General features: G+C 55.9%; 15 protein-coding genes. 4 read left to right on the plus strand and 11 right to left on the minus strand.

All coding sequences use genetic code 11. The features are described 5' to 3' along the window. Window positions 1-40 precede the first annotated feature (40 nt). On the plus strand, window positions 41-754 hold the full coding sequence (gene mpaA, locus IM317_RS06645) for a murein tripeptide amidase MpaA (RefSeq protein WP_033145711.1): 714 nt from the start codon (window positions 41-43) through the stop codon (window positions 752-754). Here the strand turns inward: mpaA and ycjG are convergent. Continuing rightward, window positions 745-1,710: an L-Ala-D/L-Glu epimerase gene (gene ycjG, locus IM317_RS06650; RefSeq protein ID WP_033145712.1), complete on the minus strand. Its 966-nt coding sequence runs from the start codon at window positions 1,708-1,710 to the stop codon at window positions 745-747. The two genes, mpaA and ycjG, sit on opposite strands and share 10 nt — an antisense overlap. A 107-nt stretch (window positions 1,711-1,817) precedes the next feature. Between ycjG and tpx the strand changes: the two genes are divergently transcribed. Beyond that, window positions 1,818-2,324, plus strand: a complete 507-nt coding sequence (gene tpx / locus IM317_RS06655) for a thiol peroxidase (protein WP_023335907.1) — start codon at window positions 1,818-1,820, stop codon at window positions 2,322-2,324. Between the two features lie 275 nt (window positions 2,325-2,599). Next, window positions 2,600-3,808, plus strand: coding sequence for an aldose 1-epimerase family protein (locus tag IM317_RS06660; protein ID WP_033145713.1), 1,209 nt, complete (start codon window positions 2,600-2,602; stop codon window positions 3,806-3,808). Between the two features lie 36 nt (window positions 3,809-3,844). Here IM317_RS06660 and tyrR read toward each other — a convergent pair whose 3' ends face one another. From tyrR to IM317_RS06675, 3 genes are all read right to left on the minus strand, one after another. Continuing rightward, window positions 3,845-5,386, minus strand: a complete 1,542-nt coding sequence (tyrR, locus tag IM317_RS06665) for a transcriptional regulator TyrR (protein ID WP_033145714.1) — start codon at window positions 5,384-5,386, stop codon at window positions 3,845-3,847. Window positions 5,387-5,498: 112 nt separating this feature from the next. Then, entirely contained in the window at window positions 5,499-6,551 is a 1,053-nt protein-coding gene (locus IM317_RS06670) for a YcjF family protein (protein ID WP_033145715.1), read from the minus strand. Then, the gene (locus IM317_RS06675) at window positions 6,548-7,945 is read right to left on the minus strand and encodes a YcjX family protein (protein ID WP_033145716.1); all 1,398 of its coding nucleotides are present in this window, start codon (window positions 7,943-7,945) and stop codon (window positions 6,548-6,550) included. Before IM317_RS06675 ends, IM317_RS06670 begins: the two co-directional genes overlap by 4 nt. A gap of 155 nt (window positions 7,946-8,100) precedes the next feature. Between IM317_RS06675 and IM317_RS06680 the strand changes: the two genes are divergently transcribed. Then, a complete protein-coding gene (locus IM317_RS06680; RefSeq protein ID WP_033145717.1) occupies window positions 8,101-9,111 on the plus strand; it encodes a LacI family DNA-binding transcriptional regulator in 1,011 nt (336 codons plus the stop codon). A 34-nt stretch (window positions 9,112-9,145) separates the two neighbouring features. On the opposite strand, the gene IM317_RS06685 is transcribed toward IM317_RS06680, so the two are convergent. The 7 genes from IM317_RS06685 to IM317_RS06715 all read right to left on the minus strand — a co-directional run bounded on the left by IM317_RS06685 (window position 9,146) and on the right by IM317_RS06715 (window position 17,079). Next, window positions 9,146-10,060, minus strand: a complete 915-nt coding sequence (locus IM317_RS06685) for an OmpG family monomeric porin (protein WP_033145718.1) — start codon at window positions 10,058-10,060, stop codon at window positions 9,146-9,148. Window positions 10,061-10,126: 66 nt separating this feature from the next. Then, window positions 10,127-11,209 carry an ABC transporter ATP-binding protein gene (locus IM317_RS06690; protein WP_033145719.1) on the minus strand — a complete coding sequence of 361 codons (1,083 nt, stop codon included), beginning with the start codon at window positions 11,207-11,209 and terminating at the stop codon, window positions 10,127-10,129. A 13-nt stretch (window positions 11,210-11,222) separates the two neighbouring features. Continuing rightward, window positions 11,223-11,888 (minus strand): beta-phosphoglucomutase, encoded by a 666-nt coding sequence (gene pgmB, locus IM317_RS06695; RefSeq protein WP_033145720.1) that lies wholly within the window; start codon window positions 11,886-11,888, stop codon window positions 11,223-11,225. Then, complete coding sequence (locus IM317_RS06700) at window positions 11,878-14,157, minus strand: glycoside hydrolase family 65 protein (protein ID WP_033145721.1); 2,280 nt, start codon at window positions 14,155-14,157, stop codon at window positions 11,878-11,880. The genes pgmB and IM317_RS06700 overlap by 11 nt, the downstream gene beginning before the upstream one ends. Beyond that, the gene (locus tag IM317_RS06705) at window positions 14,151-15,209 is read right to left on the minus strand and encodes a Gfo/Idh/MocA family protein (protein WP_120785300.1); all 1,059 of its coding nucleotides are present in this window, start codon (window positions 15,207-15,209) and stop codon (window positions 14,151-14,153) included. The genes IM317_RS06700 and IM317_RS06705 overlap by 7 nt, the downstream gene beginning before the upstream one ends. Before the next feature lie 11 nt (window positions 15,210-15,220). Continuing rightward, window positions 15,221-16,009, minus strand: a complete 789-nt coding sequence (locus IM317_RS06710) for a sugar phosphate isomerase/epimerase (RefSeq protein WP_033145723.1) — start codon at window positions 16,007-16,009, stop codon at window positions 15,221-15,223. 17 nt (window positions 16,010-16,026) lie between these two features. Further along, window positions 16,027-17,079, minus strand: a complete 1,053-nt coding sequence (locus IM317_RS06715) for a zinc-binding alcohol dehydrogenase (protein ID WP_033145724.1) — start codon at window positions 17,077-17,079, stop codon at window positions 16,027-16,029. Window positions 17,080-17,085: the final 6 nt, after the last annotated feature.

Here is a 17,085-nt window from a genome sequence, read left to right on the forward strand (position 1 = left end):
CACAACACTGCCAGTAGAGACTTCTTTATCAGGATTTCGTATGGCAATTACCCGACCACGAGCGGAACGCGGGGCCTTTCCGCCGGGCGCTGAGCAATATGGCCGCTCATTTTTAGGCGCATCGCTGATCTGGTTCCCGGCGCCCGATGCCGATCGCAGCAGCGGTTTGGTCATTGCCGGCACGCACGGAGATGAGAACTCGTCCATCGTCACGCTTTCCTGCGCGCTGCGGACGCTGACGCCTTCATTGCGCCGTCACCACGTGATTCTTGCCGTCAATCCGGACGGCTGTCAGCTTGGATTACGGGCGAATGCGAGGGGCGTTGACCTGAACCGTAATTTCCCGGCGGCAAACTGGCGCGCCGGAGAAACGGTTTATCGCTGGAACAGCTCCGCCGAGGAGCGAGACGTGGTGCTGCTGACGGGAGACAAGCCTGGCTCGGAGCCGGAAACGCAGGCGCTGTGCCAGCTTATCCATAAGATCCACCCCGCCTGGGTTGTCTCCTTCCACGATCCGCTGGCCTGCATTGAAGATCCGCGTCACTCCGAACTGGGCGCGTGGCTGGCGCAGGCTTTCGCCCTGCCGCTCGTCACCAGCGTCGGCTATGAAACACCCGGATCGTTCGGTAGCTGGTGCGCCGATTTGAGCCTGCCCTGCATCACCGCTGAATTTCCGCCAATTTCCTCCGACGAAGCCAGCGAAAAATACTTAAACGCGATGATGGAGCTACTGCGCTGGCAGCCTCAAAGATGAAGCACGCCGCTGGTAAAATTAAGCGCCGGTGAAACGTCAACCGCCAGCCACGTCGGGCCATCCAGATCGGCGAAACGGACCTGATTGACCAGCGGTAGCGCAGCGCCGATCGCCCGGGATGTGCAGAGCATGCATCCCAGCATCAGGGAAAAGCCCTGCGCCTGCGCTTCCGCCGCCAGGGCCAGCGCTTCTGTCAGCCCGCCGGTCTTGTCGAGCTTGATATTGACCATCTCATAGCTGCCCTTAAGCGCGCTCAAATTCTCGCGGGTATGACAGCTTTCATCCGCACAGACGGGCAGCGGATGGATAAAATTCTTCAGCGCCGCATCATCCTTCGCTGGCAGAGGCTGTTCCAGCATCGCCACGCCCAGGTCAGCCAGCAGCTGGCATCGGGCGGCAAGCCCCTCGGGATGCCACGACTCGTTGGCGTCAACAATCAGCGTGGCCGAGGGAACCGCCGAGCGAATGGCGACCATCCGCTCGCTGATCAGGCGATCGTCGAGCTTCACTTTTAGCACCGTGGCCCCTGCGTCATAGAGCGCTTTTGCGCTGGCAGCCATCTGCTCCGGCTCACCAATCACGACCGTTTGCGCCGTCACGACGGACTCCGGCAGCGCCACCCCCAGCAAGGACGTCAGCGATTGTTGCTGCCTGGCGGCCTCAAGGCTCCAGAGCGCACAGTCGATGGCGTTGCGCGCAGCCCCGGCGGGTAAACGCTGCTGTAACGCCTCGCGCGTGAGCCCTTTTTGCAGGTCAGGCACCAGGGTCATGATATGCGCCATCACCGACGCAGGACTTTCTCCATAGCGCGGGTAAGGCGTACATTCCCCGACACCTTTAACCCCCTCTTCTTCGATTTCAACCACGACCACGCTGGCTTCACTTCGACTGCCGCGGGAGATCACAAACGGGGTATGCAATGGCCAGGCTTCTTCATAGACCTTAACGCTTCTCATCACTGACTCCTTGCGGCCCGGAAAGGCGAAAAATTTGGTTTGCCGTGTTATCCGCTGATGGCATACACTAGCCCCGACGTTAACTATATGTAAACAGGAAGATATCTATGTCACAACTCGTTCATTTCCAGGGCAACCCGGTTGCTGTTGCAGGTTCCATTCCGCAGGCTGGCAGCAAAGCGCAGGCTTTTACTCTGGTGGCTAAAGATCTGTCTGACGTCACACTGGCTCAGTTTGCGGGTAAACGCAAAGTACTGAACATTTTCCCAAGCATTGATACCGGCGTTTGTGCCGCGTCCGTGCGTAAATTCAACCAGCTGGCGACTGAAATGGACAACACCGTTGTGCTGTGCATTTCCGCTGACCTGCCGTTTGCCCAGTCCCGTTTCTGCGGTGCTGAAGGCCTGAGCAACGTTATCACCCTCTCCACCCTGCGCAGCGCAGATTTCCTCGAGAAATACGGCGTCAGCATCGCGGAAGGCCCACTGAAAGGTCTGGCAGCACGTGCCGTACTGGTTCTGGATGAAAACGACACCGTTGTCTTCAGCGAACTGGTTAACGAAATCACCACCGAGCCGGACTACACTGCCGCGCTGGACGTGCTGAAAGCATAATAAGTACTTAGCATTCTATACAACTTATTCTCAACCTCGCCGCGGCGGGGTTTTTTATTATAATAAAGCTGAATCGTTAAAGCATAAATGCTCACAAATCACATTAGTCATGCAATAAAAACGTCGACGCGTAACATTAACGTGATCAATAACGCATAATAATCGTTAAAATTCTCTATTTTCGACCGCAGTGAAGCACATCACATTTCCCTTTTTGCCTAAACATTAGATTTGCTTACGAAAGAAAATAATCGTTTCAGCAAAAAGGATAAAATATGAAAATTAAATTCGCTTTTACGCTCCTTGCGGTACTGATTTCTGGCCATGCAGCGGCCAAAACCTGGGTGCTGACAAGCGCTGAAAGCAGCGTAGAGAAAGGAAACTGGAAGATTTCCAGCGATGAGCTGAAAGTTAAAGATCAAACGTTCAGCATTGAGCAAAAAGTCTTGCACGGTGGTAAACAGGAAGGCAGCAAAGTCATCATAATCAGCAGTAAAGACGGCCTGACGATTACCCTGAGCCCGACCCGCGGGATGAACCTTCTGCATGTAGAAGGCTTTGGCACCCGACTGGGGTGGAATTCGCCCGTTAAAGAGGTCGTTAATCCGGCATATATCAATCTTGAGAGCCGCAACGGTCTCGGCTGGCTGGATGGTTTCAACGAGATGATGGTGCGCTGTGGCTATGAGTGGACAGGACATCCGGTCACCGCTGACGGGCAAATTTACACCCTGCACGGCAGGGCCGGTAATACCCCCGTTTCGCAGGTCGAGGTTGAAATCGCCGATGCCGTCCCGCATGAGATCCGCGTTCGGGGTTTGATCAAAGAGAGCACGTTTAAAAAATCGGATCTGCAAACCATGACCGAACTGCGCTACGTTCCCGGAACCAACCAGTTCAGCCTGCACGATGTTCTGACCAACCATGCGGATTACCCTCACGATTACCAAATCATCTATCACAGCAACTTCGGCACGCCGATCCTTGAAGAAGGCGCGCGTTTCCTTGCGCCGGCGGCGAGCGTGAGCCCGTTCAATGACTACGCCAAAGCGGGGGTTAACGACTGGCAAACCTATGCCGGGCCGACAAAAGGCTTTGATGAGATGGTCTTTAACATTAAACCGCTCGCGGACAATAACCACGAAACGCTTGCGGCGGTGGTCAATAAAGCCGGAGATAAAGGCGCGTCAATCCAGTTTGATACCCGCCAGCTGCCCGTGCTGACCTTATGGAAGAACACCGACACGCTGAAGCAGGGCTACGTCACGGGCATTGAGCCAGGCACCAGCTACGCCTACCCCGTGACGATTGAACGCGAGCAGAAGCGGGTTAAGCAGCTGCAGCCCGGTGCCAGCGCGCAGTTTGACCTGACCTATACCCTGCTGCACAGCCCGCAGCAGGTGAAAGAGGTCGAAAACAGGATTGCGTCGATTCAGGGAGAGACAAAAACAGAAATCGTTAGCACGCCTATGGCGAAGGAATAACCATAAAGTAAAAAGCCTCTTTACAGAGGCTTTTTGTTATTCGTCGCCTTTCTTATGATTCAACCCGTACTCACGCAGCTTGTTCGCGATCGCGGTATGCGAGACGCCAAGGCGTTTTGCCAGCTTGCGGGTGCTGGGATAGCTGCGGTACAGCTGCGTCAGCACTGAACGCTCAAAACGGCTGGTGATATCGTCCAGCGAACCTTCCATCGCCTCTTCGCCAACCGATACCGTCCCCGCGTCGTAATCAGGCAACAGAATATCCTGCGGACGCAGTTCATAGCCTTCCAGCTGGGTCAGCGCACGATAAACGGCGTTTTTGAGCTGGCGAATGTTGCCCGGCCAGCCGTAGCCCATCAGCACCGTGCCGAGATCGGCAGACAGCTTCGGACGCGGCACCCCCTGCTCGTCGGCAAAGCGGGCGACGAACAGCTCCGTTAGCGGCATGATGTCCTGCGGACAATCGCGCAGCGGGGGAATATTCAGCGTCAGGACGTTGAGGCGGTAATAGAGATCCTCGCGGAAGATCCCCTTTTGCACCAGTTCCACCAGGTTTTTCTGGGTGGCGCAAATGACGCGCACGTCCACATGCACTTCGTGATCCTCACCGACGCGGCGGAAGGTTCCGTCGTTCAGGAAACGCAGCAGCTTAGCCTGCATGCGCGGCGACATTTCGCCGATTTCGTCCAGCAGCACGGAGCCGCCGTTAGCCTGCTCGAAGAACCCTTTCTTGCCTTCCGGCGCGTGGCCAAACAGCTCGCTTTCAACGGCGTCTTCCGGAATAGAGGCGCAGTTAAGTGCCAGATAAGGCTTAGCCGCACGCGGGCTCGCCAGATGCACGGCGTGAGCCAGCAGGTCTTTCCCGGTGCCGGTATCCCCGGTAATCAGCAGCGGCGCGGTCAGGCTTGCGAGCTTGCGCGCCTGGTCAACCACATGGCGCATTTTCGGGCTGACGGCAATAATCTGGCTGAACGCGCCGACATCCTGACTGGAGAGATTTTGCAGCTGGCGACCCATGCGTAACGTCGAGCGCAGCATGATCACCGCCCCGGTCAACACGCGGGTATTCCCTTCCCCTTTCAGATAGACCGGCGTGATCTCCATCAGGAAATTCTGCCCGTTAATCACCACATGCTCGCTAAGCGTGTTCTGCGGATTGCTGTCCAGCCAGCGCTGGAAGTTAAAGCCGGGGATCAGCTGCGCGGCGTTATGATTGCTGAGCTTCTCCTGGCTCTGCGCGAAAAGCTGGCAGCTCGCGTGGTTAACGCGCTCAACTTTGCTTTTCAAATCCAGGGAGAGGAACGGCTCAGGCATCGCTTCCAGCAGCGCGCTCAGCGCCAGGTGCTCACGCTCAGAGGGCATCCAGGGAATGGTGCGTACATCCGTAACGCCAGCGATACGGCGGATTTCCGCCATCAGGCTGCTGAAGGTATTAAATTCAATTTCGGCAAAATTGAGGTAAATTCGCCCGACAGGATCGATCTCAATGCCACGTAAATCAATGCTACGTAAAACAAGAAGATCGAGTAACTCGCGGGTCAGACCGAGACGGTCTTCACAGAAGACTTCAAGACGCATGGGAAATTCACCGTTTTAAGCCAATAACAGTAAAATGATATGCCAGAACACGGTGATCGGGAAGATGGCTGTCAACAAATATTGACAGCCAGCACGATAAGTGAACAAAACCTCACGGAGCCGGTTTTTTATTGAGCGTCTCTTTAAGCTGGCCGATCAGCTCGCGCCTGAAATCCCCCAGCCGGGGCTTATCGCCATCAATCCACGGCAGCGGACGGCAGACTTCCATCGCTTTAATCCCCAAACGCGCGGTCAATAATCCCGCGCCGATACCCTGCGCGGCACGAGCGGAAAGACGCGCCGCCAGATCCTGCGACATCCAGTCCATTCCCACTTCGCGCACCAGTTCACTCGCCCCGGCAAACGCGATATTGAGCAGGACCAGCTTGAACAGGCGGAGTCGACTGTAGTAACCCAGCTCTATACCGTAAAGGTTCGCGATACGGTTGATCAGGCGCAGGTTACGCCAGGCGATAAAAGCCATATCGACCAGCGCCAGCGGGCTGACGGCAATCATCAGGGTGGATTCCGCCGCAGAACGGCTGATCTCGCGTCGCGCCTGGGCATCCAGTACCGGCTGAACCATATGGGAGTAGAGCGTCACCACTTCCCGGTCATTCTGTGTTTCATGGATGGCGGCATACCAGCGCTGAAGCGCCGGATGCGACTGATCGATTCCCGCCTGGCTGGCCAGCTTTTCACAGAACGCGCGGCCTTTACCGGTGCCGTGACTGTGGAGCAGATCCCGCGCTTCATCACGCTCGTGCGCGCGCTGGCGCAAACGCCAGAGCCGCCGCCACTCGGTGGCAACCGACCCGATGCCCGCCCCCACAATCAGCGCGCCCGCGGCACATCCGCCCAGCGCGACCCAGTCCTGAGTTTGCCAGGCATTCATCGTCCACTGCACGCCCTGCCCAACCACGCTTACGCCAAACAGCGCCAGACCGGCGGTGACCATCCTGCGCCACAGGCTGCGTTTTGGACGCAGGGCGGCTTCCACAACGGCCTCAGCAGGACCTTCCTCGACGCCGGGCTCCTCGGTCAGGGCCGGGGCAAAGTTATCAGCCTGCGTGCCGCTGAACGTCTGCGCGGTTTTAAACGCCTCCTGAGGATCATGCTCAAGCGTTCCGGTAAAGTCTATGCGCGGTTTTAACGGTTCCGTCATCGCAATTTATCTCCAATCAAAAACTCCAGCGCCGCATCCAGACGGATGTGTGGTAATGGCCGATCGACGCTCATTGCCTGCGGGCGGAAGGCTTCAAACTGGAAGCCCTGGTTCTGCCAGAAGGCCTGACCCGGCAGCCGCGCAGGCACTTCGCCCGGATAGACGGTAAGCGGTTCACCGTCGCTGAGCCGGTTCCCGCGTAATGCCGGTATTTTCTCGCCGTTAAGATCAATCAGCCCGCTTTGCGTTGCCTGCACGGACGCAAGCCCAAGGCAATCCATGCCGATCCCTTCGAAGGCGGCGTTTTGCCAGGCGTCCTGCACCAGCTGCTGCAGCAGCGATACCATATTGGCATGCTGATCGACCGTGACGTGATCGGCCTTGGTGGCCGCAAAGAGCAGTTTATCGATCACCGGTGAGAACAGACGGCGAAACAGCGTCCGCTGCCCGTAGTGAAAACTTTGCATCAGCTGCGTCAGCGCCAGGCGCATATCGTTGAAGGCCTGCGGCCCGCTGTTGAGCGGCTGCAGACAATCCACCAGCACAATCTGACGGTCAAATCGCAAGAAATGGTTTTTATAGAATCCCTTGACCACTTTTTCACAGTAGTAATTGTAACGCTCGCGCAGCATCCCGGCGTTAGTGTGCCTGTCGGCCTGCGCCAGCTTCGACTCGCCCGCCCCATCCACGTCCGGCCAGGGGAAGAACTGAAGCGCAGGCGCGCCCGCTAAATCACCCGGCAGGACAAAGCGACCCGGCTGAATGAAGTGCAACCCTTCCTGTTTGCACTGGTGCAGATACGCCGTCCAGGATTCGGCAATGGCCGCCAGACGGTTTTCATCGGCCGGCGCAAGCGGGTCCAGGCCTTCGCACAGCTGTCGCCATTTGGCCGACCACCCGGCGCGCTGCCCCTGTAACAAGCCCGTCATCTGGCGGGACCAGCTGAGGTAATCCTGCGCCAGCATCGGCAGGTCGAGCAACCATTCACCGGGGTAATCGACGATTTCAAGGTACAGCGTAGAAGTATCCTTGAAGTGGCGCATCAGGGATTCATTCGAGCGAAAGCGCAGCGCGAGGCGAATTTCACTCACCCCTCGCGTCGGCGTCGGCCACATGGGCGGATCGCCATAGAGCTGCGCCAGCCCTTCGTCATAGGTAAAACGTGGAATCCCAAAATCACGCTGAGGAACGCGCTTCACGCCCAGCAGGCGTTCTTCCCGCACCGCGCTGAGCAGCGGCAGACGCGCCCCGGCGTGCAGGTTCAGGAGCTGGTTTACCATCGCGGTGATAAACGCCGTCTTACCGCTGCGGCTCAGCCCCGTCACGGCCAGACGCAGATGACGGTCAACGCCGCGGTTCACCAGTGAATTGATTTCGTTTTTAAGTCGCTTCATCGCCGTCCTTCGTTGCCTGGAAGCCTTGAATGCATTGCTTCAGAATACAATAAATGGGGGCAGATCGTTGATTATCAATTCTTATTTATTGCTATTGCCGTTTTCTCTCCAGTAAGATGAACGGCATTGCTGTCAGTCCGGAGTGAGTAAGGTGTATGTCACCCACCATCTATGATATCGCACGGGTTGCGGGCGTATCGAAATCAACCGTTTCCCGCGTTCTGAATAAACAAACGAATATTTCTCCCGAAGCGCGTGAAAAAGTGCTGAAGGCGATTGACGAATTAAATTATCAGCCCAACAAACTGGCCCGCGCCCTGACCTCTTCAGGCTTCGATGCCATTATGGTTATTTCGACCCGTTCAACCAAAACCACTGCCGGTAATCCTTTTTTTTCCGATGTCCTGCATGCCATTACGGCAAAAGCGGAAGAAGAAGGATTTGACGTTATTTTACAAACGTCAAAAAGCAGCGAAGATGATTTGCTGAAATGCGTGAGTAAAATAAAACAGAAGATGATCAAAGGGATCATTATGCTGAGCTCACCGGCAAATGAATCCTTTTTCACCACGCTGGATGCGTATGGCGTACCGGTGGTGGTTATCGGTAAAGTGGAAGGTGAGTATCAAAATATCTATTCCGTCGACACGGATAATTTCCATGACAGCGCCACGCTGACCGAAACCTTTATTAAAAACGGACGCCGTAAAATTGCCTGTCTGCATGCCCCGCTTGATTATCATGTTTCGATCGATCGCCTTGCGGGCTATAAAGCCAGTCTGGAAAAGCACCATATTGCCCTTAACCCGGACTGGATCAGGGATGGCGGTTATACCCATGAGAGTGCGCTTACGGCAGCGCTGGAATTGTTGTCTTCACCCACGCCGCCTGATGCAGTATTCGCTACCGACAGCATGAAGTTACTTAGCCTCTATCGCGCGGCGGATGAGTTGAACCTGATGATCCCGGAGCAGGTGGTGATAGCCGGATACAGTGACCCGATGCTGTCTCTCATTTTAACTCCCTCGCCTGGCGGCTTTGATATCCCCACCCGAAAACTGGGGGAAGAGAGCTGCGATCTTCTTTTCAGGCGTATTGCGGGTCATCCCGCCCCGCAAAAAGTGCTGGTTGATACCCACTTTTTGTTGGCTGCTTCCCTTCGCTAAAACCAGGGGCGAAGTGCCCCTGGCGTGCAGTCGGTCAGAACGCGTAGTTTACGCCAACCCCCGCATAGTGGAAGCGGTCGCTCTCGCCTTCATCGTGGTTTTCCCACTCATAGGCGTATTCCAGCGTCATGGATAAACCATTGTTGAAATCGTAAGCGTAGAGGAGACCGAGTCGGTTGAAATCGTGTCCTTCACGCTCAGGATCGTCCTGCCAGTCCCAGTTCGACCAGCGATCGAGCCCCAGGCGGGTATAAGGCGTTAAGGTGGTCTGGCCTAACAAAATGGGCAGATAGGCACGAATTTCCTGAGTAGAAAACTCGCCGTTATTACGGGAACTGTCCATATTGAAGCCGCGCTCTAAATAATAATTCACTTTAGCCGCAAAGGTTTCGTTAATGGTCCAGGTAAAGCCCGTTTCGGTTTCAACGCGGCTGTCGGCATAGCCGGTTTTTTGCAGATCGTTAGCAAACTGATACATGGCAAACCAGCCGCCAAAACGCCAGTCATCGGTTAATTTAATATCCCAGTCAGGCTGAACTTTGTAGCGCTGCATATTAGCGCTGCCGTCTTTGGCACCGTGCTCATCTTTAAAGTGATAACCATAATTACGGAAACCGCCGGTCAGACCGAAGGTGAAATTATCGGTTCCGATAAAGCGATAGCGTAATTGAAATTCAGGACGATCGAAATAGGTTCCACGGGTCATACTGCTGTAATCAACCGGCCCCTCCTGATACATCGCCAGCGAAATAGTCCACGCATCCCAGGTTGCATTAAACCACACGGAAGGTTCATATAATCCATCTTTATCGTCGCCCTGCCCCTCGACGTTTTCGATTTCATACATTGCGCCAATATTAAATTCCCACTGTTTAGCTGCTTCTGATGCTTGTGCACAGCTAACTCCTGCGCACAGAACGAGCGCAGCACTTCTTAGTAGAGTACTCATTTAATTTTCCCTTTATAAGTAACAAACAAAAAAACCGGAAATTTGCATTTCCGGCGAACACCTTTCTTATCTAATAGCCGCTTCGGTTTCAGCGTCGAAGAAATGGCACTTATTCATATCGAACTGGATATTGATATTATCCCCTGCGGCATAATCATTCGCCGCGCCAGCGCGAACCACCAGCTCATGACCGCCAACGGTGGCGTAAAGCATGAATTCCGCGCCGGTCAGTTCGGCTACGCTGACTTTCGCCGCGATATTATTACCACTGCTCTGCAAAGTGAGAATATCTTCCGGGCGGATCCCAAATACCACCGCTTTGCGCTGATATCCTGCGGCATTCAGTGAAGCGAGTTTGTCTTCCGGGATCGCCAGACGCAGCGTTTCCGTGACGAAATAGCGATCGTCGATAGCGCCGCGAATAAAGTTCATGGCTGGCGATCCAATAAACCCAGCAACAAACATGTTTGCCGGTTCGTTGTATACCTGCTTCGGAGCGCCGACCTGCTGAATAATGCCGTCTTTTAAGATCACGATGCGGGTCGCCATCGTCATGGCTTCCGTCTGGTCGTGGGTCACGTAAATCATCGTGGTGTTGAGCTTCTGGTGCAGCTTGCTGATTTCAGCCCGCATCTGCACGCGAAGCTTGGCATCAAGGTTGGAGAGCGGTTCATCCATCAGGAACACACCCGCTTCGCGCACGATCGCCCTGCCCAACGCCACGCGCTGTCGCTGGCCGCCGGACAGCGCGCCCGGTTTACGCTTGAGGTACTCGCGTAATCCGAGGATCTGTGCCGCCCAGTTAACGCGCTCGTCGATAACCACAGGCGCAATTTTTTGCATCTTCAGGCCGAACGCCATGTTGTCGTAGACCGTCATATGCGGATAAAGCGCATAGTTCTGGAACACCATCGCGATATTGCGTGACTTGGCGGGCACGTCATTCATGCACACCCCGTCAATAATCAGTTCACCCGCGCTGATCTCCTCCAGACCGGCAATCATGCGCAGCGTCGTGGATTTCCCACAGCCCGAAGGCCCGACGAAGACGATGAACTCCTTGTCTTCAATTTCGAGACTGAAATCCTTAACCACGTGGACCTGGTTATCATAGATTTTCTGAATGTGTTTCAGGGACAGTTGAGCCATTGTTAATTCCTTATCAATACGTCCGGGATGCCCAAAACTCCATCAGGCATTTCCAGGTCAGTTCCCGCGTTGAATGAAGTTGTAAACCCGCATGGTTCAGGCCAGATCCAATCCCAACCGATAGCATTCCCGCCGCGTTGATCGCCTCAACGCCTGCAGGTGCATCTTCGATACCTATAGCCGCGTCAGGACGCACATTCAGGCCTGCACAGGCAGCAAGGAAGATCTCCGGGTCTGGCTTTGAGCGGCGAATACGGGAAGCATCGGCACAAAAATCGAAGGCCTGATGAATGCCCAGCGCGTGCAGGATCCCCGGGGCATTCAGGGAAACGGAGGCGAGCCCAATTTTGACCTTCGCCGCACGGATATCCGCCAGCACGTCGCGAATACCCGGAAGCAGTGAATCCTCCGTCAGCGACGCCAGAGACTGGACATAGAGCGCGTTCTTTTTCGTCGCCAGCGCGAGGCACTGCTCATGGCTGAACATCCCCTCTTTCCCGCCATGCTTCAGGATGCGCTGCAGGGAATCCATGCGGCTAATGCCCTTCAGCTGTTCGTTAAATACTTCGTCGAAGGTGATGCCGATTTCATCCGCCACTGCACGCCAGGCCAGAAAATGGAGGTGCGCGGTATCGGTGATCACACCGTCCAGATCGAATACAACCGCCTTAAGCGTCATGATGCTCCTCCGTGGTAGCGGTCCCATTAACAGGTGCAAGAAAATCCTTATAAGCGCAAACTGTCCGCCCCGATACGTGTAGCGTCTTGCCCCACAGCGTCAGCATGGAAGGTGCCGAAGCTTCAATGGTTAACACCTCGTTTTCACAGGTGAAGTGCAGCGTTGCATTCCGCCATCGCAGCGGGAATGCCAGTCTTCGCCAGTGGGCCGGCAACCTGGGCGAAAGATGCAGCTCCCCATCCACTATCTGCATACCGGCAAAGCCCTGAATGACGCCGGACCAGATAGCGCCGGTCGCAGCGGCGTGAATTCCGTCATCGCAGCTGTGCGGGTCGTCCCCAAGATCGATGGCGACGCCATCGCGCCAGAAGGCGTAGGCACCTTCGACGTCACCACAGCGGGCAGTCACAATGCCGTGAATGGCCTTGCTCAGCGAAGAGTCATGGATCGTGCGGGGCTCATAGAACGCCAGATTGGCGGCACACTGCTGCGGGGTAAACCGCTCCGGCAACAGGTAGGTAAGCATCACCACATCAGCCTGCTTAAGGATCTGCATGTCGTTGACTTCCGCGCGGGAATAATCGAGCAGAATGGTCTGCTTACCCGCTTTGGCTTTGTAGCGGCTGAGATCAATGGCCGGTTTGACCATGAAGGTATCATCCTGCGGGATCACACCGTCTGAATTGGCCTCCGGCAGCCATAAGCACGTCAGGAACCGTGTCGCTTTCTGCGTAAAACCTTCATCCTCGCGCCCAAACATCGCCATAAACTGGCGAGCGCAGGCGACGTTGTGCCAGGCCAGATAGTTGGTATACGCGTTGTTGTTCACATGCTCGGTGTATTCGTCCGGTCCGATAACGTCATGGATTTCGAGACGACCATTAATTTCCGTCGCGCGGCCCATCCAGAACGCGGCGGTTTCCATCAGCAGCGTCAGGCCTTCGTTTCGCATAAAGGCATCATCGTGCGTCGCCTGCCAGTAAGCGACGACGGCCCAGGCAATGTCCGCCACGATGTGGTGTTCCGCCAGCGCGGAGGCCACCTTCTGACGCGTACCGGTTCGGATGTTGATAGCCGCGAACTCCGGCGTCTCTTCCAGCCCGCTGGCGGCGCTTTCCCATGGGAACAACGCGCCGGGCCAGCCGTTGCGACGGGCTTTTTCCCGCGCGCCGGCCAGGTTGAGCCAACGATAGCGCAGCAGGCTACGAGCGATTTGAGGTCGCGTGAAGAGATGGAAAGGCAGCAGGAAAATTTCGGTATCCCAGAAGACGTGGCCTTTATACCCCTCACCCGTCAGCCCTTTGGCGGCGATACTGCTTCGCTCATCATGGGCTGGCGTCATGGTCGTCAAATGCCAGACGGCGTAATCCAGCGCCATCTGATCCTGATGTTCCGTAGAGTCCACCTCCACCCGAGCGTTACGCCAGACCTCTTGCCAGGCACACGCCGAACTCTCAAGCAAGGCGTCGTAGCCTCTTGCCGCACAGACCTTAAGATCGGCCAGCGCGTTGCGGGCAAAAGACGCCTGCGACAGTGCTTTATCACTGCGATGTGCCACCCAGACGATTTTTTCAAGCGTGACAGTGTCACCCTTAGCAATCGTCAGCGAATGATGAACGCTAAGACGACGATTTTTGGCGGTGAAACAGCTATCGCTCTTCGCGGAGAGCTGACAATATGCTGAAACAACAATCTCAGACGCGCGGTCCTGCGTTTCATACACGCCCTGCATATATTGCTGGTCGAACACTCTGACCGACATTTCATCCAGATGCTGTCTGCCGCTGTTCGTTTGCGTTGCGTCAATGCCGGTTTGCAGCACGGCCTGCGTGGCGGCATCGAGCGGTGTAATCGAAAGCTGCATGGCCACTAAGGGCAACTGGTCTAGCGACACAAAACGACGGCTCTCCAGACGATAGCGTTTCCCGTCAGGCGAGCGCCAGACGACGCTGCGACGAAGCTCCCCATTAGCAAACGCCAGCTCGCGCTGCCACTCGAGGATTTCGCCTGACAGGAGCGTGAAATTGACGCCATCCAGCTCAACATCGATACCGATGATATCCGGCAGATTGATCAGCTCAGTGGTCTCGTTGCGACCAGCACGATGATAGAGGCCCGCAAGATACATGCCTCTGGTTTGCTGGGTGTAATCTTCTTCGTGCGCAGCGCGGATCCCCATGTAGCCATTACCGCAGGCCATGATGGAGGCGTATTTATTCAGGCTGTGTGGACAAAAGCCCGGGTCGGTTAATACAGACACGTTTAGCATAATGTCACGCTTTCCCCTGTTTCTGCTGATTCATACAGCGCGGCGACGAGCTGCTGGATAACCAGCCCCTGCTCCGCATCAGCGATCATGACGGGTTCTCCCTGCACATGCCGTACGAAGGCATCCATACTGCGCATATGACGCCGATCGTCAGCCTCTTCACGCTGCGTGAGGGTGACTAAAGTACCGGCTTCGTCGTTGTAGATGTGCGCCGGAAACAGCATGGCGCCAGCCTTTTCGCCGCAGAATGCGACGTTCATGATGGATTGTTCACGGATATTGAGCGCAAACGACGTGTCCAGACGCAAAATGCCGCCGTTGCAGAACTCAATGGTGCCAAACAGGGCATCTTCAACGGTAAACTGCGTGGGATCCCACTCGCCAAACTGGCCGCTGCTTTTACGGTTTCCCAGCCTCTGGAAGCTGTGTGCCGTCACCTTTTTTACCGCCGGGAACCCCAGCACGTACATCGCGGCATCGAGCATATGGATGCCGATATCAATCAGCGGCCCACCGCCCTGAAGCGTTTTGTTGGTAAAGACGCCCCAGCCGGGAACCCCGCAGCGGCGTAGCGCCTGCGCCGTGGTGTAATAAATTTCGCCCAGTTCCCCCTTTATCACAGCTTCACGCAGCAGTTGCGTATCGAGAGCAAAACGATGGTGAAAATCATACGCCAGCACTTTTCCCGCCTTGCGCGCGGCCATGCGCATACGGTCGGCCTCCTGCGGCGTCATAGCAGGCGGTTTTTCACACATCACGTGGCAGCCTGCTTCCAGCGCTGCCATGACGTGCCCGAAATGGAACCGGTTAGGCGAACAGACGCTCACCACATCCGGCTTAACCGCCTCGAGCATCTCTCGCGCATCCTGCCATGCCGAGGGAATACCATGACGTTCCGCAAACGCCCGAGCCTGTTCAGGATGGCTGTCCATGACAGCCACCATCTGAACATCCCTGCGCGTGGCGTAATACGAGGCATGCACTTTATCCGCGACCTGCCCGGCGCCAATGATGGCGACGCGCAGAGGCGAAGGTGTAGAAGCACTCATCACGCTCGTCATCCTTAGCATTTACGCAAGTAAGTGAGCGAATCCCGGTATGCCTGAGCCGGATCCTCGGCGCGAACACGGCACTCATACACCACGTAACCCCGGTAGTTATCCGCACGCAGCCGATCGAAAAGGCTGGCAAAATCGAGGCTGCCGCTCCCAGGCTGGTAGCGGTGGTTATCTGCGATGTGCACATGGCCCAGCAGATCGCGGTGCTGATGCAGCGCATCCGTCAGCGAGTCTTCTTCGATGTTCATATGATAGAAATCGCCGATGATCTGCACATGCTTCAGGCCGTTCTCTTCGATATAGCGACGCGCGTCAGCCAGGGTGTTGATCATATGATCCTGATAGCGGTTCAGCGGTTCCAGATAGACGGTCGTTCCGGTGCGCGCCGCCACCTCATCCAGCCAGCGCAGGGAGGCGCTTACGGCTTTGCGGTCACCGTCCAGGCTGCGTGGGGAGGTCATTGGCGGCAGACGGAAGGTAAACATCCCCCAGGCAGCAGGCACGATAATGCCCTTGCCGCCCACTTCCGCCAGCGCTTCCAGGATACGTTCAATCTGCTTTAACCCGTTCAGACGACGTTCTTCGATGAAGTCGCCAATCCAGCCATCGTATCCGCCACAGGCCGTCGTCACCGGCAGACCGGTGGCCTTAATCGCCGCTTTTACCTCGGCGAGGTTTTCCACCAGCAGCTTGCCGTCAATTTCGTAGCCATCAAAACCCATCGCTTTGATGTACTGGAATTTCTCCATGATATTGACCGGGAAAAAGGCCTGATTTTGTGTTGCGATTTTCATGTTTTGCTTTCCTTAGCTTAAAAAGTGACGCCCATTTTGATGCTCAGTTCCGGGTGCTGATCGACATACTTCATGTAGCTTTCCGGGCTGGTGGTGAAGGTGACGACCGGGTCGATGAGATCTTCACAATTCAGATAGCCGTTCATCAGCAGTTCCCAGCAGGTCTCTTCAATACGTTTACGGTTCCAGCGCGGGTAATCCGGGTTGGGTTCGCTGCAGGCGCGGGAGAAGACAATCTTCGCGTTATTGAAATGCGCTTCGCGGCCGAGGTTAAAGCCTTCCGCGAACGGTTTCGCGAAGGCTACGTAGGAGATAGTGCCGCCATAGGCGAGCCCGCGCAGCGCGGACTGCAGCGCATCTGCAAAGCCGCTGGTTTCGATGATCACGTCCGCGCCCTGCTTCCCGGTCAGCTTCTTGATTTCCAGACCGACATCGGTGCCTATTGGGTTCAGACAGTGGTCAGCCCCATGACGGCGGGCAATCTCACAGCGGTGTTCGATAGGGTCGACGCCGATGACGATTGACGCACCGGCTTTTTTGGCCAGCTGGATCGCAATTTGCCCAATGGCTCCCAGACCGACCACGACAACAAAGTCGCCCACGCGAACGTTGGCATCACGCACGCCGCTCATGGCGAACTGCGCCGGATCGTAGCAAACGGCGTTTTTCCAGGAGGCGCCCTGCGGCATTTTGCGCAGCTTATAGTTATTCACCGCGTTAACGATCACCGTTTCCTGCAGCGGTGCGTAGCAGCAGACGCTGTCGCCGATCTGGTATTCCGTGACGTCAGCACCGCATTCGATAATCTCGCCAACAATCATATTGCCCAGCTGGAACTTACCGAATTCGATCCCGCGGGCCGCCCCCTCTTCACGCGGCGTGAACATCTGCCACTCCGCGTTGAACTCTTCGTCAATAAACGGACTGGCGGCGCGGAAATCCACCACTTCGGTACCGTGTTTAGGCGCGCCAAAGCGGGCGCGAATTTTCACTTCATGGACGGCAACCGGACGATCTTCATATTCCACCAGCGCCGCTACACGAGGCGCTGTCGCAACTAATTTTTTCATGACTGA

Source organism: Enterobacter cloacae complex sp. S3 (assembly GCF_014930495.1).
GTDB classification, from domain to species: domain Bacteria; phylum Pseudomonadota; class Gammaproteobacteria; order Enterobacterales; family Enterobacteriaceae; genus Enterobacter; species Enterobacter asburiae_B.